The organism is Caballeronia sp. GAFFF2, assembly GCF_023631485.1.
Taxonomy (GTDB): Bacteria; Pseudomonadota; Gammaproteobacteria; order Burkholderiales; family Burkholderiaceae; genus Caballeronia.
This window is the reverse complement of sequence record NZ_JALQDA010000019.1, coordinates 79,214-100,149: the sequence shown is the minus strand read 5'-3', so window position 1 is coordinate 100,149 and position 20,936 is coordinate 79,214. Positions and strand designations below refer to the sequence as shown.

Below are 20,936 nucleotides of genomic sequence, written 5' to 3'. Positions count from 1 at the left end.
TGAGCACGCTATGAGCAAAGACTACAAAGACCTGCTGGTTTCCCTCGACATTGGAACGTCGAAGGTGGTCGCGATCGTCGCCGAACTGAAAGGCGAGGGCCACTACGAGGTGATCGGACTCGGTCAGAGCGACTCGAAGGGGTTGAAGAAGGGCGTCGTGGTCAACATCGAGGCCACGGTGCAATCCATTCAGCGCGCGCTCGAGGAAGCCGAGCTGATGGCGGATTGCAAGATCACGAATGTCTTCACGGGCATTGCGGGAAGCCATATCCGCAGCTTCAATTCGAGCGGCATGGTGGCGATCAAGGACAAGGAAGTCACGCAGACGGACGTCGCCCGCGTGATCGAAACGGCCAAGGCCATCAACATCCCGACCGATCAGCAGGTGCTGCATATCCTCACGCAGGAATTCATCATCGACGGTCAGGAAGACGTGCGCGAGCCTATCGGCATGAGCGGTATCCGGCTCGAAGTAAAGGTGCATATCGTGACGGGCGCGGTGAGCGCGGCGCAGAACATCGTGAAGTGCGTGCGCCGCTGCGGGCTCGAAGTGAACGACCTCATTCTTCAGCCGCTCGCCTCGTCGCTGGCGGTGTTGACGGAAGACGAGAAGGAACTGGGCGTAGTGCTCGTCGATATCGGCGGCGGCACGACGGACATCGCCATCTTCAGCGAAGGCGCGATCCGTCACACGGCCGTGATTCCCATCGCCGGCGATCAAATCACGAGCGACGTCGCGATGGCGCTGCGCACGCCGACGCCGGACGCGGAAGACATCAAGGTGAGCTACGGCATCGCGAAGCAGGCGCTCGCCGATCCCGACGAGATGATCGAAGTGCCGGGTCTCGGCGAACGCGGTCCGCGCACGCTGTCGCGTCAGGCGCTCGCAGCAGTGGTCGAGCCGCGTGTCGAGGAACTGTTCTCACTGGTGCAGCAGGTCGTGCGCGAATCCGGCTACGAAGAATTGCTGTCGAGCGGCGTCGTCCTGACCGGCGGCGCGGCGATGATGCCCGGCATGGTCGAACTCGGCGAAGACATTTTCCTGAAGCCAGTGCGTATCGGCGTGCCGGAATACGCGGGCGGCCTTGCAGACGTCGTGCGCAATCCGCGCTATTCGACGGCCATGGGTCTGCTTGCCGAAGGACGCTCGCAACGCATGCGCGGCCGCAAGGTCGCGGTACAGAACGGATCGATGGGCCAGGTCTTCACGCGCATGAAAGACTGGTTTCTCGGAAACTTCTGAATCGAATAAGAAACATAAGTAGCACGAAAGAAAAAGCAGCAGACGCTGAATATAATTGGTGCCAGTACCGGCGGCTGGCGCGCGGTGAGGGGTTGCCCGATCTCTCGCCGAATAACGCCGATCTTCATTCTTGACGGAGGCAACATGGATTTCGAAATGCTGGAAACGGAAACCAACGGAACGATCATCAAGGTGGTCGGTGTCGGAGGTGCGGGTGGCAACGCCGTGCAGCACATGATCAACAGAGGTGTACAAGGCGTCGACTTCATCGTGATGAATACCGACGCGCAGGCACTGGCTCGCTCACGCGCGCCGGCGGTTCTGCAATTGGGCATGACCGGTCTCGGTGCGGGCGCCAAGCCGGACAAGGGTAAGGAAGCGGCGGAAGACGCGCGCGAGCGTATCGCCGATGCATTGCGTGGCGCGCACATGGTGTTCATCACCGCGGGCATGGGTGGCGGCACGGGGACGGGCGCGGCGCCGGTGGTCGCGCAGATCGCGAAGGAAATGGGCATTCTGACCGTCGGCGTCGTGAGCAAGCCGTTCGAGTTCGAAGGCGGCCGCCGCATGCGCGTGGCGGAAGCCGGCTCGCAGCAGTTGGAAGATCACGTCGACTCGCTCATCGTCGTGTTGAACGACAAGCTGTTCGACGTGATGGGCGACGACGCCGAAATGGACAAGTGCTTCCAGTGCGCGGATGACGTGCTGAACAACGCTGTCGCGGGCATCGCGGAAATCATCAACGTCGATGGTCTCGTGAACGTCGACTTCGAAGATGTGAAGACCGTGATGGGCGAGCAAGGCAAAGCGATGATGGGCACGGCGACAGTCGCCGGCGTCGATCGCGCACGTCTCGCGGCGGAACAGGCCGTGGCGAGCCCGTTGCTCGAAGGCGTGGACTTGTCGGGTGCGCGCGGCGTGCTCGTGAATATCACGTCGAGCCGTTCGCTGCGTTTGTCGGAAACGCGTGAAGTGATGAATACCATCAAGAGCTACGCGGCCGACGACGCAACCGTGATCTTCGGCGCGGTGTACGACGACGCAATGGGCGACGCCCTGCGCGTGACGGTGGTGGCAACGGGCCTGGGCCGCGCGGCGAAGAAGCAGCAGCAAGCGCCAATGACCCTCCTGCGCACGGGCACCGACAATCAGCCGGTCGCGCATGCGCACGCAACGCACAACACGTATTCGCCGCAGCATGGTCAGCCGACGGATTACGGTCAGCTGGACACGCCGGCAGTGTGGCGTTCGACGCGGGAAACGGCGGCATCGCATGTGCAGGCATTGCAGGAAAAGGGCGTCGACACTTACGACATCCCGGCGTTCCTACGCAAGCAAGCGGACTAAGACGGGCCTCATCGCCGAATCATGGCGACGAGCGAAGCCGTAGCACCCGTTATCACGCGCGCTGAATCGAGAAGCGCGACAATGCAGGCTTCACGTGGGGCGACTGTCCAAGGCCGCGTTCGAGGACGTATCGAATCGGACGCCAGGCCGTGGCCAGGCGCTCTCCACGAATTTGCCACTGTGCAGATGAAGCCGGTGTCGTCGAACTTCGCGATAAAGCGTCAAGCGCGGGACGATGCACTTCGCCGGAATGTGCGGGCACTGACGAGGGAAGGACCGAGCATGATCAAAGTGGGTGAAACGTTGCCGGATGTGCGTCTCTTCGAGTTCATCGAGGAGCCGAGCGAAGGCTGCGCCGTGGGACCGAACGGGTTCTCGGCGCGCGAGCGGACCGCTGGCAAGCGCGTGGTGATCTTCGGATTGCCGGGCGCGTTCACGCCGACGTGTTCCGCCAGACACGTGCCCGGCTACGTCGAGGCGGCGGAGGAGTTTTCCGCTGAGGGTATCGACGAAGTCTGGTGCGTTTCCGTCAACGACGCGTTCGTCATGAACGCGTGGGGACGCGATCTTCAAACCGCGGGCAAGGTGAAGATGATCGCGGACGGCAGTGCGCGTTTTGCCCAGGCACTCGGACTGGATCAGGATTTGACCGAGCGCGGCATGGGAATTCGTTCCCAGCGCTACGCGATGGTGATCGACAATGGCGTGGTCAAGACGCTCAATGTCGAAGCGCCCGGCAAGTTCGAAGTCAGCGACGCTCAAAGCATCCTGGCGACGTTGCGCTGAGTGAAGCGGCGTCGCGTTGTCTCTGTACAACGCCGCAGACGCACTCTCAAACAGCCGCAACTTGGGGCCGATGACCGGAAATGCCTCCATTCCGGCCATCGGCCCGTTCCACTTCATTAAATCTGTCATCGGCAGGTAACACCGGGAAACACTTGAAACCTCCCGGAGCGCGACGACGTGCACTGGATGGAGTATACTTCGGCCTATTAGCTTATATAGTGCGATTAATTCTCTTTATTGGGAATTCATATCGGAAGAAGAAAATCATGTTGAAGCAGCGAACAATCAAGACCGTAGTCAAGACCGTGGGGATCGGGCTCCATTCCGGCCGAAAGGTCGAACTGACGCTCAAGCCCGCACCGGCTGGCACGGGCATCGTGTTCTCGCGTATCGACCTGCCGCAACCGGTCGACATTCCTGCGTCCGCGATGTCCGTCGGCGACACGCGTCTGGCGTCCGTGTTGCAGAAGGACGGCGCGCGCGTTTCCACCGTCGAGCACTTGATGTCGGCATGCGCGGGACTCGGTATCGACAATCTGTATGTCGATGTAACGGCCGAGGAAATCCCGATCATGGACGGCAGCGCGGCTTCGTTCGTGTTTCTGATTCAATCGGCGGGTATCGAAGAGCAGAACGCACCGAAGAAATTCATCAAGGTGACGAAGCCCGTCGAAGTGCGCGACGGCGATAAATTCGCGCGCCTCGACCCGTATTTCGGCTTCAAACTGAGCTTTACCATCGACTTCCGTCACCCGGCCGTCGACAAGACCGGTCAGGCGTTAGAAGTGGATTTCGCAACTACGTCATATGTGCGTGAAATCGCGCGTGCTCGTACGTTCGGCTTTGCGCACGAAGTTGAAATGATGCGCGAACTCGGTCTCGCACGCGGCGGCAGCATGGACAACGCGATCGTGCTCGACGAGTACCGCATCCTGAATAACGACGGCTTGCGCTACGACGACGAATTCGTGAAGCACAAGATGCTGGACGCCATTGGCGACCTGTATGTCGTGGGGCATCCCCTGCTCGCGTCATACAAAGCGTACAAGGGCGGCCACGCCATGAACAACATGCTTTTGCGCGAATTGCTCGCAAACGAAGACGCTTACGAAATGGTCACGTTCGAGGACATTCAGAAGGCGCCGCGCGGTTTCAGTTTCGACACGCAGACGGCATTTGCCTGAGTCACTTCAGGCAGCGAGTTTCAAGCGAATGAGCGGTGCGAAAGCATCGCTCATTTTTTTTTGCCTTTGCCTTGATGACGCGCGGCCATTTTCGCGAGCGCTTCCTGCAGCGGCGAAGGCGCGAGCATCTCGGCAAGCTCGTGCAGCGCCGATGCACCCGCCGCCGACATCCGCGCTTGCTTGGGCGGCACCGCGTCCTGCATCGATTGCGGACGCACGCGCACTCTCAGCGAGTTGACCGCCCAGCCGCGTTGCTGCAAATCGGCGAGCAAAGTGGGCTCGATATGGCGCAGCCGCGCCGCGAGCGCGTTATGCGCGGCGAAAAGCGCTAGCACGCCATCCTTGATGAAACCGGGCTCGACATTGGCCGCGAGATAATCCGGCAGGAGCGTGCTCAGATCGCGCTGCAGCGCCGCCACTTGCTCGACGCCCGCCCGCAATGCGCGAAAGGCATCGGTGCGATCGAGGACATCGGCCAGCGCCTGTGGCTTGCGCGGATCGAACCGCTGCGGTCCAGATCTTGAATTTGTAGAAAAACGGCTCATTTTTGGCTTGAGAACGCCCGACGCAATGGTTCGATTGTAACGCGCGCCCGCGCGCTTCCCCGACGCGCAAGCCTTATTCGGCAACCGCGCCGGAACAAACTTTCAAACGGTTGACTGTCGCGTTCCCCCGACGCGCGCGAGCCCACGCGGACGTAAGGTCTGCCAAACTCGCGTGCTAAAATTCCCGATTCGATTTCACCCAATGGACTTAAGTCGCCGGGGTTCTCCGAACTCGGACGCAGCAAGCAACATGCGCCCATCCGAAGCCGCGACGCAGACACTGATCCGATGACCACCGGTTTCCTTCAGAAGATTTTTGGCAGCCGCAATCAGCGGCTGGTCAAGCAGTACCAAAAGACCGTTGTGGCGATCAACGCCCTCGAGCCGACCGTCGAGAAATACACGGACGATCAGCTACGCGCGAAGACGGACGAGTTCCGCCAGCGCGTCGCGAGCGGCGAATCGCTCGACGTGCTTCTGCCCGAGGCATTCGCGGTCTGTCGCGAAGCGAGTCGGCGCGTCCTGAAAATGCGCCACTTCGACGTCCAGTTGATCGGCGGCATGGTGCTGCATTACGGCAAGATCGCGGAAATGCGCACGGGCGAAGGCAAGACGCTCGTCGCCACACTCGCCGCGTATCTGAACGCGCTGTCGGGCCGCGGCGTGCACGTCGTGACGGTGAACGACTACCTCGCGCAACGCGACGCCGAATGGATGGCGCGTCTCTACAACTTCCTGGGTCTTTCGTGCGGCGTGAATCTGTCGCAAATGGAACACGGCCAGAAGCAGGAAGCCTACGCGGCGGACATCACTTACGGCACGAACAACGAATTCGGCTTCGACTATCTGCGCGACAACATGGTCTACGAGACCAACGCGCGCGTGCAGCGGCCGCTCAACTTCGCCATCGTCGATGAAGTGGATTCGATCCTCATCGACGAAGCGCGTACGCCGCTCATCATTTCCGGTCAGGCCGAAGATCACACCGACCTCTACGTGCGCATGAATGCGCTCCCGCCGCTGCTCGAACAGCAGATCGGCGAGGAGAAGGCGGACGGCACGGGCGTCGAAAAGCCGGGCGACTACACGCTCGACGAGAAAGCGCGTCAAGTGTTCCTCACCGAATCGGGCCATGAAAAGGCGGAGCGTCTGCTTGCCGAATGGGGTTTGATCGGCGAGGGCGAAAGTCTCTACGCGCCGCAGAACATCACCTTGATGCACCACGTGTACGCCGCTTTGCGCGCGCACACGCTGTTCTTCCGCGATCAGCACTATGTCGTGCAGGGCAGCGAGGTCGTTATTGTCGACGAATTCACGGGCCGCATGATGACGGGCCGCCGCTGGTCGGACGGTCTGCATCAGGCAGTGGAAGCCAAGGAGCACGTGCAGATCCAGAGCGAAAACCAGACGCTCGCTTCCATCACGCTGCAAAACTATTTCCGCATGTATTCCAAGCTGTCCGGCATGACCGGCACGGCTGACACGGAAGCCTACGAGTTCCAGGAAATCTACGGTCTGGAAACGGTCGTGATCCCGACCAACCGGGCGCCGAAGCGTGTCGACAAGCAGGATCAGATCTACAAGACATCGAAGGAACGTTACGACGCCGTCATCCGCGACATTCGCGAGTGCGTCGAACGCGGTCAGCCAACGCTCGTCGGCACGACGTCCATCGAAGCGTCGGAATTGCTCTCCGGCTTGCTCACTCAGGCAGGCATTCGCCACGAAGTGCTGAACGCGAAGCAGCACGCGCGCGAAGCGGCCATCGTCGCGGAAGCGGGGCGTCCGAGCGCCGTGACCATTGCGACCAACATGGCCGGTCGCGGCACGGACATCGTGCTTGGCGGCAATGTCGAGAAGCAGGCTTCGTTCATCGAGGCGGATCTTTCGATTGCCGAAGGCGAAAAGGCCCGGCTGATTCAGAAGCTGCACGACGAATGGCAGATGCTGCATGACACCGTGAAGGAAGCGGGCGGCCTGCATATCATCGGGACCGAGCGGCATGAATCGCGCCGTATCGACAACCAGTTGCGCGGCCGCGCGGGCCGTCAGGGCGATCCGGGTTCGTCGCGCTTCTATCTTTCGCTGGATGATCCGCTTCTGCGCATTTTCGCGGGCGACCGCGTGCGCGCGATCATGGACCGCCTGAAGATGCCGGAAGGCGAGCCGATCGAAGCGGGCATGGTCACGCGGTCGATCGAAGGGGCGCAGCGCAAGGTGGAAGCGCGCAACTTCGACATCCGGAAGCAACTGCTCGAATACGACGACGTCTCCAACGATCAGCGCAAGGTGATCTATCAGCAGCGCAACGAGTTGCTGGAAGCGACGGACGTGCAGGAAACCATCGCGGCCATGCGTCAGAGCGTGATCGGCGACCTGGTGCGCAACTTCGTGCCGGCGGGCAGTATCGAGGAACAGTGGGACGCGCCCGAGCTCGAAGAAGTGCTGCGCAATGACTGGTCGCTCGATCTCGCCGTGCAGGAGATGATCAACGAGTCGAACTCCATCGACGCCGAGGAAATCAACGAAGCCGTGCTCGCCGCCGCCGACGAAGCGTACGAGGCGAAGGTCGCCATGGTCGGCCGCGATTCATTCAGCGCGTTCGAACGCTCGATCATGCTGCAGACGCTCGACAGCCGCTGGCGCGAACATCTGGCCGCGCTCGATCATCTGCGTCAGGGCATCCATCTGCGCGGCTATGCGCAGAAGAACCCGAAGCAGGAATACAAGCGCGAGGCGTTCGAACTCTTCGCGGCCATGCTCGACGAGGTCAAGCAGGAAGTCACGCGCGTCGTGATGAACGTGCAGATCCAGTCGCCGGAGCAGCTCGAAGAAGCCGCCGAACAGTACGAAGAGCGCGGCAGCCATCTGGAGAACGTGTCGTTCACGCACGCGGACTTCAACGCGCCGGCGGCAGCGCCCGCGCCCGCCGCGGTGGCGGCATCCGCCGCCGCGCAGATGGTCAATCAGGCTATGTCCGCAGGCGACGACGTCAGCGTCGTCACACGTTCAGCCGACGATCTGCCGAAGGTCGGCCGCAACGACCCGTGCCCGTGCGGCAGCGGGAAGAAGTACAAAAACTGTCACGGCAAGCTGGCTTAATAGGCTGCTCAGACGAAACGGACCAAGCGACGCAGCAATGCGTCGTTTGTCCATCTGGCGCTTTCGCGCGCGTTTCACGGCGTCGCTCCGCTCCCGGCGCGCGTCAGTCCTTCATCCTGTGCCGGCCTGGTCTTCTCACCGGCACGCGTCACCTACAGCTGAGTCGCGAACATGGCCGTCAATTTCCCCTCGATCGATCCCGCAGCGCTTCATCCCGTCGCCGGCGTCACGCTAGGCTGGGCCGAGGCGAACATTCGCAAGCCCAACCGCAAGGACGTGCTGGTCATTCGCGTCGATGAAGGCGCGACCGTGGCGGGTGTGTTCACGCAAAATCGTTTTTGCGCCGCGCCGGTAATCGTCTGCCGCGAGCATCTCGAAGCCGTTCGCGCGGGCGGCAAGGGCATTCGCGCGCTCGTCATCAACACGGGCAACGCGAATGCGGGCACCGGCGAGCCGGGCCTCGTGATCGCTCGCGAGACTTGCGCGGAGCTTGCGCGCCTCGCGAACCTCGACGCGCAGCAGATCCTGCCGTTCTCCACGGGCGTGATTCTCGAGCCGCTACCGCTCGATCGTCTGAAAGCGGGCTTGCCTGCCGCGCTGGCCAATCAGCAGGCCGCGCACTGGTTCGAAGCCGCGCAGTCCATCATGACCACGGACACGCTGCCGAAAGCCACGTCGCGTCAGGTGCGGATCGACGACCACACGGTGACCTTTTCGGGCATCAGCAAGGGCGCGGGCATGATCAAGCCGAACATGGCCACCATGCTCGGTTTCCTCGCCTTCGATGCCAACGTCGCGCAACCCGTGCTCGACGAACTGGTGAGGCACGTTGCGGATCGCTCGTTCAACTGCATCACCATCGACGGCGATACCTCGACCAACGATTCATTCATCCTGATCGCGTCGGGCAAATCGAGCCTGCCGGCAATCACTTCGACGGATTCACCCGCTTACGCTGCTTTGCGCGATGCAGTCACTGCCGTCGCACAAGAACTGGCGCAGCTCATCGTGCGCGATGGCGAAGGCGCGACCAAGTTCATGACGATCACCGTCGAAGGCGGCAAGGACGTCGCGGAATGCCGCCAGATTGCTTATGCAATCGGCCATTCACCGCTCGTGAAGACCGCGTTCTATGCGTCGGACCCTAATCTCGGGCGTATTCTCGCGGCAATCGGCTATGCGGGCGTGGCGGACCTCGACGTCGGCAAGGTCGATCTTTACCTCGACGACGTGCTCGTCGCGAAAGCGGGCGGGCGTAACCCCGAGTATCGCGAGGAAGACGGCCAGCGCGTGATGAAAAAGAGCGAGATCGCGATTCGCGTGCTGCTCGGCCGTGGCGACGCACAAGCCACCGTTTGGACCTGTGACCTTTCGCACGATTACGTGAGCATCAACGCCGACTATCGCTCCTGATCCGGCGCGCCCAAGAAAAAGACACCATGGACAAGCTCGAACAATTCCTCACGCGTGCCGAAGCGGTGCTGGCGCGCATCGAAGGCATGTTGCCGCCCGCGGCGCCGGAAATCGACTGGGAATCCGCAGTGGCGTTTCGCTGGCGCAAGCGCCAGGGGCGCGGCTATCTGCAGCCGGTGACGGCTGTTTCGCAGATTGCGCTGGATGATCTCCAGAACATCGACCGTCAGAAAGGCCTGATCGAACAGAATACGCGTCAGTTCGTGCAGAAGCTGCCCGCCAACAATGTGTTGCTGACGGGCGCGCGCGGCACGGGTAAATCGTCGCTCATCAAGGCTTGCCTGAACGCGTATTCGAAAGACGGCCTGCGTCTGATCGAAGTCGACAAAGACGATTTGCACGACCTTGGCGATATCGTCGATCTCATTTCAACGCGACCGGAACGCTTCATCGTGTTCTGCGACGATCTTTCCTTCGAGGAAGGCGAGTCTGGCTACAAGGCGCTCAAAGTCGCGCTCGACGGCTCGGTTGCCGCGCAGTCTGACAACGTGCTCATTTACGCGACGTCGAATCGCCGTCACTTGATGCCCGAGTACATGAGCGAAAACGAGACGTACAAGCACACGTCCGATGGCGAGATTCATCCGGGCGAAGTCGTCGAAGAGAAGATTTCGCTGTCGGAGCGTTTCGGGCTGTGGGTGAGCTTCTATCCATTCAAGCAGGACGATTATCTGGCGATCGTCGGCCATTGGCTGAAGCATTTCGGCGTCGATGAAGCCGAGATTGCCGGCGCTCGTGGCGATGCGCTCGTCTGGGCGCTCGAGCGCGGTTCGCGTTCGGGCCGTGTTGCATGGCAGTTCGCGCGCGACTGGTCGGGACGCAAGCAATGACGGACATGACCGACGCCAGGCACGAGAACGAGGCGACCATCGATCTTGCGCCCGATGGCCGCAAGGTGACGAAAGTGGCCGTCGGCGTCATGGTTCAGCCGGACGGGCGCTATCTGCTTGCGCAGCGTCCGCCGGGCAAGCCATACGAAGGTTACTGGGAATTTCCGGGCGGCAAGCTGGAAAGAGGAGAGGGCGTCGAGGCTGCGCTTGGCCGGGAGTTGCATGAAGAGCTGGGTATCGACGTGGTCGCCTGTGAACTTTGGCGCACGCTCGAACACGATTATCCGCATGCCTACGTGCGGCTGTTTTTCTGCAAAGTGACGGAGTGGAAGGGCGAGCCGCTCGGGCGCGAAGGGCAGGCTATCTCTTGGCAGACTCTGCCGGTGGACGTGGCGCCGCTGCTGCCTGCAGCCATTCCCATTCTGGAATGGCTCGCCGAAGAAGCTTAGTTCAGGCTGCCGCGCGTGTCGTCGTCAGGCGGCGTTTCCTGGGCGTTGCCTCCGATCTTGTACTTTTCGGTGGCCCAGGCGCCCAGATCGATCTGCTTGCAACGCTCAGAGCAGAAAGGACGAAAACGGTTTTCCGGTACCCAGCGAACTTCCTTGGCGCAGGTCGGGCATTTGACGACAGTGGTCATGACGATGAGACGTAACGAATGGAGCGGGCTTCGATCTATCCTCGATACGAAACGGAAATGCTCGGGTTCAAAGGCTGCAAAGCGTCAGATGAAAGGGCACGTCGACATCGACGGCGCGCGGCTTGAGATCGCCGTCCTGCACGGTGAAACGCACCCACAGCATGTACTTGTTTGCGCTTGCTTCGGGAATCACGCGAACTTCTTGCGACACCCGCACCTGCATTAGTTGATACGTTCTGCCGGACAACATCTGCTGATAGCTGCCCTGCATGGCCATGACTTTAGACGCCTGGCCGGATTCGCGCGCAAGCCGCAATACGATGGCGGCGGCGTCGCGCAAAGCGAGCATGGGCATGACCCATTTGGCGATGTCCTGCCGGCGCTCTTCCACCGGCAACTGCTGCCACGCGTAATACGAGGGCAAATCGAATTTGCACGTACCGCCGGGAATGATCGTACGACTACGAATACTTGCGAGCCACTCGTTGTCCGCAAGATGCTGGCCGGTCTTGCCGTGCATGTCCGCAAGGCCCGCGAGCGTCTGTTCGATCTCGCCCAGCACCGCTTCCAGCGCTTCTTGTTCGATCCCGGGATTGCCGCGAAAGGGCGCGAGCGTCTGGCGCTGGCGCTCCAGTTCCTTCATGAGATCGGCTTTGAGGTCCGTACGGCCCGCGACTTCGGCGATCTCGAAGAGCGTGATCAACGCGACATGATGCTCCCGCGGATCTTCCTGAGTCAGAAAGAACGTGAAGCGCTCGAACAGGTCTTCGAGACGCAACAGCGTCCGGATTCGCTCGTTGAAGGGATACTCGTAAAGGATCAAGCGCTCGCCTCGGCGTAGGTCGGTTGCTTCCCCGGCAGGGAAGTCAGGACATTCTAATGCTGCATCCCTACCCTAGCAAATCGCGCCACATTTAGGTCGATTTCGAAGCATTTCGATAATTTCGCCCATGCCGGCCGCAACGAACGCTCATTCGGACGCCAGCGCGAGATAGCGGGCGTGCAAGGTGTCGACATGACGGGCGAGCGTGTCCAGCGTGGATGTTTCATCGTTTATGACGATATCGTCCGCTGCTTCGAGGCGTGCTTTCCGCGTTGCCTGCTTCGCAATGATCGCAAGCACTTGTTCGCGCGCAAAGCCATTACGCCGCATGACGCGCGCGATCTGCGTTTCCACCGGGCAATCGACCACCAGCACGCGTGACACTCGCGTCTTCCAGTTGCCCGATTCCACCAGAAGCGGTACGACGACGATGTGATACGCGCCCGTTGCAGCCTGCCGCTGACGCTCGGTCTCCGCGCGAATCAGCGGATGCACGATGCCTTCGAGCCGGGCCTTCGCGGTATCGTCGGAGAAGACGAGCGTGCGCATTTTCGTGCGGTCGAGCGAGCCGTCGGTTGCAACGAACTCTCGGCCAAACTCATTCGCGATAAGCGGCATCGCGACGCCGCCCGGCGCTGTCACCTGATGCGCGATGAGATCGGTATCGACTAGCGGCACGCCGCGCGCCGCGAAAAGATCAGCGACCGTGCTTTTGCCGCTGCCGATGCCGCCCGTCAGACCGATGCTGAACATCCGTGGCTCCTTGTCGTCATCCGAACAAAGCATAAAGCGGCGTACCGATAAAAAGCGTGATCGCGCCGCCCGCCGCGAGGAACGGCCCGAACGGCAGCGGTTCTTCGAAGCGCATGCGCCCGCGCCACGTCGCCACGATGCCGAAGGCCGCGCCCGCGACCGCCGAGATCAGCACGACCTGCGCAAGCGCTTCCCAGCCGAGCCACGCGCCGATAGCCGCGAGTAGCTTGAAGTCACCATAGCCCATGCCTTCGACGCCGCGCGCGAGTTTGAAGAGCCAGTAGACGCACCACAGGAAAAGGTAGCCCGCGATGGCGCCGGTCACGGCATCGTGCAGGGTCGCAAACCCGCCCGCGCCGAAATTGACGATGAGCCCGGCCCAAAGCAGAGGCAGCGTCAGCACATCGGGCAAATAGCGCGTGTCGTAATCGATGAGACTGGCCGCCAAGAGCGTCGCGCACAGCCCGAACGCGGCGAACGCGGGCCAGTCCGGTCCGAACGCGTAGAGCGAAAGCGCGGCGAACGTGGCCGTCGTCAGTTCGATCAGCGGATAACGCGGGCTTACGCGCGCGCCGCATGACGCGCATCTTCCACGCAGAGCGAGATAGCTGACGACGGGAATGTTTTCCCACGCGCGCAGGACGTGACCGCAATGAGGGCACGCACTGCGCGGCACGGCAAGGTTGAAGCGTTCTGGGTAGGAATCGCCTTCGGGCTGCGGAGCATTTGGAAGCGCTGCATCGACTTCGGCGCGCCAGGCGCGTTCGAGCATGACCGGCAAGCGGTGCACGACGACGGTGAGAAAGCTGCCGATCACGAGGCCGAACACGATGGCGAAGCCGTACTGAACGGCGTACGGAAGCGCGGCAAAAGCCGCGAAATAGCGGCTGGCGTAATGAACGGCGGATGGATCGAACAAAGGCTGCATGTTAGTGAAACGATGGCTTTGGCCCGCGATGCTACACCACGTTGCCGAGCTGAATGATGGGAAGATACATCGCGATGACGAGACCGCCCACGAGCGCGCCCAGCACGGCGATCACCACGGGTTCGCACAGACTCGCAAAGGTGCCGATGCGATCGTCCACCTGCCGGTCGGCAAGGCTCGCGAGATCGAGCAGCATGGCGTCGAGCGAGCCGGATTCCTCGGCGACGGCGATCGGCTGTACGACGTCATCGGGGAAGCACCGCAGCGCGCGCATGGCGGCCGCGAGACGCTCGCCGCGCCGCAGACGCACGGCGATCTCCACGGTGGCGTCGTCGAACACGCGATTTCCGGTGGCCTGAGTGAGCGAATCGAATGCGTCGGAGAGTGGCGTGCCGGCCGCGAGCAGCGTGCCGAGCGCGCGGCTCCAGCGCGCCACTGCAAGCGAGCGCAGCAACGTGCCCGCGAGCGGCAAACGCAGCGCGGCGAGATCCGCGCGCCGTCGCGCCTGCGGTGACCGCTTCAGCCGATGTACGCCGATCAGCGCCACGCACGCGCAAACCACCACGAACGGCACGCCATGACGCGCGACGCCGTCCGATAGCGCGAGCACGAAGCGGGTCGGCGCGGGCAGGGCGGCGCCGAAGCCGTCGAAGATCGTCTTGAAGGTCGGCACGACGCCGATCAGCAGCCCCGCCGTGATCGCGAGCGACAGCAGTAGCACCATCACCGGATAGGTCAGCGCGGCCCGCAGCTTCGCGCGTTGCGACGCGCTGCGCTCGCGGTCATCGGCGATACGTCCGAGTACGGCAGGCAGCGCGCCCGCCACTTCGCCGACCGCGACGAGCTGACAATACAGCGCATCGAACGAAGCGGGATGACGCGCTAGCGCCGCCGAAAACGGCACGCCGCGTGTAATGTCGCGGGCGAGCGTGCGCATGAGACGTGTCAATCCGCCGCGCGAACCGGCATTGGATAGCATGTCGAGCGCATTTGCGAGCGGCAGTCCCGCGCGCAGCAAACCGGCGAGCTGACGCGTAAAGACCGTGATCTCGATCCCTTTCGTGCGCGGCGCCGGGGCCCGGCCGAGTGCCTCCAGCCCGATGACGATCACGCCGTTGGACCGAAGCGACGCGCGCGCCGATGCGGCATCGGCGGCGATGGTCTTGCCGCTGCGGCGCCGGCCGTCGGCATCGACGCCGCGCCACGCGAAGCGCGTGTCCGTGGATTCGTCGCGCATCATGCGATTTCCGTGGCCTCGGTGGCTTCCGCGACGCTCGTCACGCCCTCGCGAACGCGTGCGAAAGCGGCATCGCGCAAGGCGGGCATGCCGTGCAGTTGCGCCGTGCGGGCAATGGCGTGCGTCGCCGCGCGTCCGACGATGAGTTCGCGGATGTCATCGGAAACCGGCATCACCTGATGCACGCCGACGCGCCCGCGATATCCGATGCCATGACACGCCGGACACCCACGCGGCTCGAACGGCCGGATGCCGTCGTCTAGCGTAAGTGGCGCGGGCGCGCGACACGCCTCGCACAGCTTGCGCACGAGCCTTTGCGCGGTGACGAGCCGCAGCGCGGATGCGAGGTTATACGGCGCGACGCCGATATCGATCAGCCGTGCGATAGCCGCGGGCGCGTCGTTGGTGTGCAGCGTCGAGAGCACGAGATGGCCGGTCTGTGCGGCTTTCACGGCGACGTCGGCGGTTTCGGCATCGCGGATTTCCCCGACCATCACGATGTCCGGGTCTTGCCGCATGAACGCGCGCAAGGCGACGGCGAAGTTGAGCCCCGCCTTGTCGCGCACGTTCACCTGATTGATACCCGCGAGTTGAATCTCCACCGGGTCCTCGACCGAGCAGATGTTGCGCGCCTCGGCGTTGAGCATCTGCAGGAAACAATAGAGCGAGAGCGTTTTGCCGCTGCCGGTCGGACCCGTCACGAGCACGAGACCATGCGGCGCGCGAATGGCGGACTCGACCGTGCGGCTTTGCTGCGCATCGAGCCCGAGGGCATCGAGCGAAAGAGCGGGCGGCAGCGCGTCGAGCCTGCGCAATACCAACTTTTCGCCGAACACGGTCGGCAGCGAACTCACGCGATAGTCGCCAATCTGCCCGCCCGCCAGCGCGAGGCGCAGCCGCCCGTCCTGTGGTACGCGCCGCTCGGCGATATCCATCCGCGCCAGCACCTTGATTCGCGTGATGACGGCATCGCGCAGATGCGTTGGCGGATGCCGCAACACATGGAGCACGCCATCGACACGCAAACGAACGCGCCAGCCATGCTCGCCCGGCTCGATGTGGACATCGGACGCGCCGCGCGACGCCGCTTCGCGCAACGTATCGGCGACGAGCGTGACCGCGGGCGCGTCTTGATCGGAAGGGGACTCGGGTGCCGGATCGGCGGTTGAAGCAAGGCGAAAGGGAGAATTCATGCGCGTGAGCCGGTCGATGTCGGAAGGCTCCGATCATCTCGCGGCGCACGGCGCGTGCGTAGTCGTCCGAATGGCTAACGCTGCGGGCGTTTGACCGGCGCGACGGGGCGGAAAATCTTGACCGTGCGGATGGCTTGATCGTCGCTGCGCATGACTTCGAAATACACGCCCGCGATGCGCACCGACACGTCGCCGTCCGGAATGTCCTCCAGCGTTTCGAGGATCAGACCGTTGAGCGTCTTGGGGCCATCGGTCGGCAGGGTCAGCTTGAGCCAGCGGTTGAGTTCGCGCAGCGGCATGCTGCCCGCCACGATGCACTCGCCTTTGTCGTCCCAGCCGCCCCGCGAACCTGCGCCGCGCGGAATCGTCGTCGTGAATTCACCGATCAGTTCTTCGATGATGTCTTCCGGCGTCACGAGCCCCTGCAATTCGCCGTATTCGTTGACGACGATCGCGATTCGCTGGCCGCTTTCCTGAAAGTACTGAAGCTGCTGGAACACGGGCGTTCCGGTCGGCACGAAGTAAGGCTCGGCGAGCAGCGCGCGCAGCGTCTCGCGTTCGAGTTCCTGGTTATGCAGCGCGGACAAGGTCTTGCGCACGTGGAGCACGCCTAGCACGCGGTCGATATCGCCCTGAAACACCACCAGCTTATTGTGATAGCAGGTTTCGAGCTGATGCAGAATTTGGTCGAAGGGCGCATCGAAGTCGAGCGCTTCAATGCGTCGGCGCGGGATCATCACGTCATCGACGGAAATGTTCTCCAGATCGAACAGATTCAGCAGGATGCTGCGGTGCTTGGTCGGCATGAAACTGCCCGATTCCAGCACGATGGTGCGCAATTCTTCCGGCGAAATGCGCTGATCGCGGCCGCCTTTCGTGTTGATGTGCAACGCGCTCAGAATGGCGTTGGCGAAAAGATTTACGAACCACACGAGCGGCCGCGCGATGCGCATGAGCGGCGAAAGGATCAGGCTCGCGGGCAGCGCGACTTTTTCGGGATACGTCGCGCCGACTATTTTCGGCGCAATTTCTGCGAACACGATGATGAGAAACGCGACCATGCCCGTCGTGATCGACAGGACCATGTTGTTGTGGCCGAAAGTCTTGAGCGCAATCGACGTGGTGAGAACCGGGATGATCGTATTGATCAGGTTGTTGCCGATGAGAATGACCGAAAGCAGTTGATCGGTCTTGGCGAGTAGTCCTTGCGTGGTGCGCGCGCGCAGCGATCCGTGACTGGCAAGGAACTTCAACCGATGGCGATTGAGCGCCATCATCGACGTTTCGGAGATCGAGAAAAAACCGGAAAGAATGAGCAGCAGAAAGATGGCGCAAATTTGCGCCCATAAGGGAAGGTTGTCCACGCGTTGATCGAGTAGGGGCGGTGATGGGGACGACTATAACAGACGGTTTTATTGACTTGCCTGCTGCGTGCACGCGCTTGGCGGACCCATGGCAGACGCGTAAATCAGCCGCGCAAAAAAAAACCCGCATGGCGGACCATGCGGGTTTTTCAGCAATTCTGGTCGGGGTGAGAGGATTCGAACCTCCGGCCTCTACGTCCCGAACGTAGCGCTCTACCAGGCTAAGCTACACCCCGAATTTGTTTTTACCTGGACTTTAGAGGCGGTTTAGTCTGTTTCAAGACTGCCTCGACGTCGAGTAAGAACATAATTCTATCAGGCTTTCTTTGTAAATGGAATCTGGAAACGAAGAAATCGCGCTTGCCGCGGCGTGCGCTTCCTTGCGCGCGCACTCCAGCGTGTGATCGAGCGCGCCGGAAGTCGTAATGGCGTGGAAGATTGTATCGAATCGATCCGTGCCGCCTTGCTCGATCGCCTCGCGCGCGAGTGTTGCTTGCTCCGGCGTGCCGTGCTCCATCAAATAGATGAGCGGCAGCGTGGGCTTGCCTTCGCGCAGGTCGTCGCCGGCATTCTTGCCCATGGATTCAGGCGTACCGGTGTAATCGAGCCAGTCGTCCATGATCTGAAACGCGGTGCCGATGCGCCGGCCGAATTCCGCCGCCGCTGCTTCCGTGCGCGCGTCAGAGCCTGAAAGTACCGCGCCGAGCTGAGCCGCCGCTTCGAAAAGCTTCGCCGTCTTGTAGCGGATCACCTGCATGTAACGCGCTTCGTCCACGTCCGGATCGTGCATGTTCAGAAGCTGCAGCACTTCGCCTTCGGAGATGACGTTGGTCGCGACGGATAAAATCTCCATCACGCGCATCTTGCCGACGGTCACCATCATTTCGAACGAGCGCGAATACAGGAAGTCGCCGACCAGCACGCTCGCGGCATTGCCGAAGAGCGCATTGGCCGTCTTGCGGCCGCGACGCAGGTCGGATTCGTCGACCACGTCGTCGTGGAGAAGCGTCGCCGTATGAATGAACTCGACCACGGCAGCCAGTTCATGCCGGTGCCCCGTCGTGTCCCCGAGCGCGCCCGCGACGAGCAGCAAGAGCGCCGGCCGCAAGCGCTTGCCGCCCGCGCCGATGATGTACTCGGAAATCTGGTTGATGAGCATCACTTCTGATGCCAGGCGCTGCCGGATGACGCGATTGACCTGCTGCATGTCCTCGGCGATCGGGGCAAGCAGTGCGGCGGCGTTGGGAGGGGAAGTGGCGGTGGACGACATGATCGGCTAATAAGGTGATGCGGCGGATTATAAGGCGAATCCGACTGACCACGCGTGTCGGGCGCGAGCATCGGAGGCGTTTGTCTGCGAAATCGGCGTCAAATCGGACTGTTTTCGCCGAGGATCGCGCCGTCATGCACAACGCACGGGATTGTCAATGCGTTTTGACGAAGCCTCTAACCCTATGTATAATCTCGTGTTTTCCTCGCGCGGTGCGTGGAAAAATGAATTCAGAGTGAGGTTCTCAATGTACGCGGTCATAAAAACCGGCGGCAAGCAGTACAAAGTTGCCGTTGGCGAAAAATTGAAAGTAGAACAGATACCGGCAGACATTGACGCTGAAATCACGCTCGACCAGGTTCTCGCAGTAGGCGAAGGCGAATCGATTAAGTTCGGTGCGCCGCTGGTCAGTGGGGCTTCCGTCAAGGCTACCGTGGTCTCCCAAGGTCGTCATGCCAAAGTGACCATCTTCAAGATGCGTCGCCGGAAGCACTACCAAAAGCACGCTGGCCATCGCCAGAACTACACCGAACTGCGCATCGACGCGATCAACGCCTAAGGCGTGGTCGCATCGTTATCGTTACGCGGAAATCGGTTAAGGAGCTAATCAAATGGCACACAAAAAAGCAGGCGGGTCTTCCCGCAACGGCCGCGACTCAGAATCGAAACGCCTCGGCGTGAAGGTTTATGGCGGCCAGGCAATCAACGCAGGCGGCATCATCGTTCGCCAGCGCGGCACGCGCATGCACCCGGGTGAAAACGTCGGCATCGGCAAGGATCACACGCTGTTCGCGCTGGCCGACGGTCACGTCAAGTTCGTGACGAAGGGCGCAGCAAGAAAGCACACGGTCGTCGTCGTCCCGGCAGCTTAAGTTTTACTGCACGGGCTTCAGGACCGACAAAGGCCCCGCGAAGTTCGCGGGGCCTTTTGTTTTTTGGATGCGCGAAACGCCGCATCGCCAGGAATTCTTCATCACCATGGCTGGCGCACGTCAGTCACGGCAAAATAGTATCTCGACCGGAATTTGAGCTTCAATGCTTGTTCCGGTCTCATCGAGCAGAAACACGGGACGGAGCAACGCATGAAGTTCATTGACGAAGCGAGAATTGAAGTCATCGCCGGCGACGGGGGAGATGGCAGCGCGTCGATGCGCCGCGAAAAATTCGTCCCGTTCGGCGGACCGGACGGCGGCGACGGCGGTCGCGGCGGCAGCGTCTACGCAGTTGCGGATCGCAATATCAATACGCTGATCGACTACCGGTTCTCGAAGAAGCATCAGGCGCGCAACGGCGAAAACGGTCGTGGCGCGGACTGCTACGGCAAAGGTGGCGACGACATCACGTTGCGCATGCCGGTCGGCACCATCATCACGGATCAGGACACGGGCGAACTCATCGCCGATCTGACCGAACACAATCAGCAGATTCTGATTGCCCAAGGCGGCTCGGGCGGCCTCGGCAATCTACATTTCAAGTCGAGCACGAACCGTGCGCCGCGTCAGAAGACCGACGGCAAGCCGGGCGAGCGCCGCATGCTCAAGCTCGAGCTGAAGGTGCTCGCGGATGTCGGTCTGCTCGGCATGCCGAACGCGGGGAAATCCACGTTTATCGCGTCGGTGTCGAACGCGCGGCCGAAGATCGCCGATTATCCCTTCACCACGCTTGCGCCGAATCTCGGCGTGGTGCGCGTGGGTCCGAGCAAGAGCTTCGTGATCGCGGACATTCCCGGCCTGATCGAAGGCGCGGCGGAAGGCGCGGGGCTTGGGCATCGCTTTCTGCGTCACTTGCAGCGCACGGGCGTGCTGTTGCATCTGGTCGATCTCGCCCCGTTCGATGAAAACGTCGATCCCGTTGCCGAGGCGAAGGCCATCGTCAACGAACTGCGCAAATACGACGAGTCGCTCTACGAAAAGCCGCGCTGGCTCGTGCTGAACAAGCTCGACATGGTGCCGGAAGACGAACGTCGCGCGCGTATCGACGACTTCGTCGAGCGTTTCGAATGGACCGGGCCGGTGTACGAGATTTCGGCGCTGACCGGTCAGGGTTGCGAGGCGCTCATCTACGCAATCTACGACTACATTTCGCAGAACTCGGACGCGTCGCGCGCGGCCGAGGCCGAGGATCTCGCGGCGGACGTGCGCTTTCGCGACACGCCTGTGAAAGAGCAAGCAGACAAAGACGTAGACGAAGACGAAGAGTAACGACGCGGCCCGCCCGCGTG

At 61.8% G+C, this 20,936-nt stretch carries 20 protein-coding genes and 1 tRNA gene; 11 read left to right on the top strand and 10 right to left on the bottom strand.

Annotated elements, in window-relative coordinates:
- The first annotated feature begins 10 nt into the window (after positions 1-10).
- From ftsA to lpxC, 4 genes are all read left to right on the top strand, one after another.
- Positions 11-1,243, top strand: a complete 1,233-nt coding sequence (gene ftsA, locus NCT04_RS12585) for a cell division protein FtsA (protein WP_244826299.1) — start codon at positions 11-13, stop codon at positions 1,241-1,243.
- Between the two features lie 144 nt (positions 1,244-1,387).
- Positions 1,388-2,590 (top strand): cell division protein FtsZ, encoded by a 1,203-nt coding sequence (ftsZ, locus tag NCT04_RS12580; protein ID WP_244826298.1) that lies wholly within the window; start codon positions 1,388-1,390, stop codon positions 2,588-2,590.
- Positions 2,591-2,872: 282 nt separating this feature from the next.
- Positions 2,873-3,376 carry a peroxiredoxin gene (locus NCT04_RS12575; protein ID WP_244826297.1) on the top strand — a complete coding sequence of 168 codons (504 nt, stop codon included), beginning with the start codon at positions 2,873-2,875 and terminating at the stop codon, positions 3,374-3,376.
- A gap of 266 nt (positions 3,377-3,642) precedes the next feature.
- Positions 3,643-4,560 carry a UDP-3-O-acyl-N-acetylglucosamine deacetylase gene (gene lpxC / locus NCT04_RS12570; RefSeq protein WP_244826296.1) on the top strand — a complete coding sequence of 306 codons (918 nt, stop codon included), beginning with the start codon at positions 3,643-3,645 and terminating at the stop codon, positions 4,558-4,560.
- A 50-nt stretch (positions 4,561-4,610) separates the two neighbouring features.
- Here lpxC and NCT04_RS12565 read toward each other — a convergent pair whose 3' ends face one another.
- Positions 4,611-5,105 (bottom strand): DciA family protein, encoded by a 495-nt coding sequence (locus NCT04_RS12565; RefSeq protein ID WP_250465709.1) that lies wholly within the window; start codon positions 5,103-5,105, stop codon positions 4,611-4,613.
- 288 nt (positions 5,106-5,393) lie between these two features.
- On the opposite strand from NCT04_RS12565, the gene secA reads away from it, so the two are divergent.
- From secA to NCT04_RS12540, 4 genes are all read left to right on the top strand, one after another.
- The gene (gene secA, locus NCT04_RS12560) at positions 5,394-8,207 is read left to right on the top strand and encodes a preprotein translocase subunit SecA (protein WP_250465707.1); all 2,814 of its coding nucleotides are present in this window, start codon (positions 5,394-5,396) and stop codon (positions 8,205-8,207) included.
- Positions 8,208-8,378: 171 nt separating this feature from the next.
- Complete coding sequence (gene argJ / locus NCT04_RS12550) at positions 8,379-9,620, top strand: bifunctional glutamate N-acetyltransferase/amino-acid acetyltransferase ArgJ (RefSeq protein WP_284503181.1); 1,242 nt, start codon at positions 8,379-8,381, stop codon at positions 9,618-9,620.
- Between the two features lie 26 nt (positions 9,621-9,646).
- The gene (locus NCT04_RS12545; RefSeq protein WP_244826292.1) at positions 9,647-10,510 is read left to right on the top strand and encodes an ATP-binding protein; all 864 of its coding nucleotides are present in this window, start codon (positions 9,647-9,649) and stop codon (positions 10,508-10,510) included.
- A gap of 5 nt (positions 10,511-10,515) precedes the next feature.
- Positions 10,516-10,959, top strand: a complete 444-nt coding sequence (locus tag NCT04_RS12540) for an NUDIX domain-containing protein (protein ID WP_250465704.1) — start codon at positions 10,516-10,518, stop codon at positions 10,957-10,959.
- Here the strand turns inward: NCT04_RS12540 and NCT04_RS12535 are convergent.
- The 9 genes from NCT04_RS12535 to NCT04_RS12495 all read right to left on the bottom strand — a co-directional run bounded on the left by NCT04_RS12535 (position 10,956) and on the right by NCT04_RS12495 (position 18,715).
- Positions 10,956-11,147 carry a DNA gyrase inhibitor YacG gene (locus NCT04_RS12535; RefSeq protein WP_244826290.1) on the bottom strand — a complete coding sequence of 64 codons (192 nt, stop codon included), beginning with the start codon at positions 11,145-11,147 and terminating at the stop codon, positions 10,956-10,958. The genes NCT04_RS12540 and NCT04_RS12535 overlap by 4 nt on opposite strands.
- Before the next feature lie 67 nt (positions 11,148-11,214).
- Positions 11,215-11,970 (bottom strand): cell division protein ZapD, encoded by a 756-nt coding sequence (zapD, locus tag NCT04_RS12530; protein WP_244826289.1) that lies wholly within the window; start codon positions 11,968-11,970, stop codon positions 11,215-11,217.
- A 147-nt stretch (positions 11,971-12,117) separates the two neighbouring features.
- Entirely contained in the window at positions 12,118-12,723 is a 606-nt protein-coding gene (gene coaE, locus NCT04_RS12525; RefSeq protein WP_250465701.1) for a dephospho-CoA kinase, read from the bottom strand.
- Positions 12,724-12,739: 16 nt separating this feature from the next.
- Complete coding sequence (locus tag NCT04_RS12520) at positions 12,740-13,651, bottom strand: prepilin peptidase (protein WP_250465699.1); 912 nt, start codon at positions 13,649-13,651, stop codon at positions 12,740-12,742.
- Positions 13,652-13,682: 31 nt separating this feature from the next.
- Complete coding sequence (locus NCT04_RS12515) at positions 13,683-14,891, bottom strand: type II secretion system F family protein (RefSeq protein WP_250465696.1); 1,209 nt, start codon at positions 14,889-14,891, stop codon at positions 13,683-13,685.
- Positions 14,888-16,081 carry a GspE/PulE family protein gene (locus NCT04_RS12510; RefSeq protein ID WP_250465695.1) on the bottom strand — a complete coding sequence of 398 codons (1,194 nt, stop codon included), beginning with the start codon at positions 16,079-16,081 and terminating at the stop codon, positions 14,888-14,890. The genes NCT04_RS12515 and NCT04_RS12510 overlap by 4 nt, the downstream gene beginning before the upstream one ends.
- Positions 16,082-16,155: 74 nt before the next feature.
- Positions 16,156-17,445, bottom strand: coding sequence for an HlyC/CorC family transporter (locus NCT04_RS12505; RefSeq protein ID WP_250465693.1), 1,290 nt, complete (start codon positions 17,443-17,445; stop codon positions 16,156-16,158).
- A 159-nt stretch (positions 17,446-17,604) separates the two neighbouring features.
- Positions 17,605-17,681 (bottom strand) — tRNA-Pro (locus tag NCT04_RS12500).
- A 41-nt stretch (positions 17,682-17,722) separates the two neighbouring features.
- A complete protein-coding gene (locus tag NCT04_RS12495; RefSeq protein ID WP_244826283.1) occupies positions 17,723-18,715 on the bottom strand; it encodes a polyprenyl synthetase family protein in 993 nt (330 codons plus the stop codon).
- A 247-nt stretch (positions 18,716-18,962) separates the two neighbouring features.
- Here NCT04_RS12495 and rplU point away from each other — a divergent pair, with 247 nt between their 5' ends.
- The 3 genes from rplU to cgtA all read left to right on the top strand — a co-directional run bounded on the left by rplU (position 18,963) and on the right by cgtA (position 20,916).
- Complete coding sequence (gene rplU / locus NCT04_RS12490) at positions 18,963-19,274, top strand: 50S ribosomal protein L21 (RefSeq protein ID WP_244828118.1); 312 nt, start codon at positions 18,963-18,965, stop codon at positions 19,272-19,274.
- A gap of 52 nt (positions 19,275-19,326) precedes the next feature.
- Complete coding sequence (rpmA, locus tag NCT04_RS12485) at positions 19,327-19,587, top strand: 50S ribosomal protein L27 (protein WP_014192314.1); 261 nt, start codon at positions 19,327-19,329, stop codon at positions 19,585-19,587.
- 210 nt (positions 19,588-19,797) lie between these two features.
- Positions 19,798-20,916 (top strand): Obg family GTPase CgtA, encoded by a 1,119-nt coding sequence (cgtA, locus tag NCT04_RS12480; RefSeq protein WP_250465691.1) that lies wholly within the window; start codon positions 19,798-19,800, stop codon positions 20,914-20,916.
- The last annotated feature ends 20 nt before the right edge of the window (positions 20,917-20,936 follow it).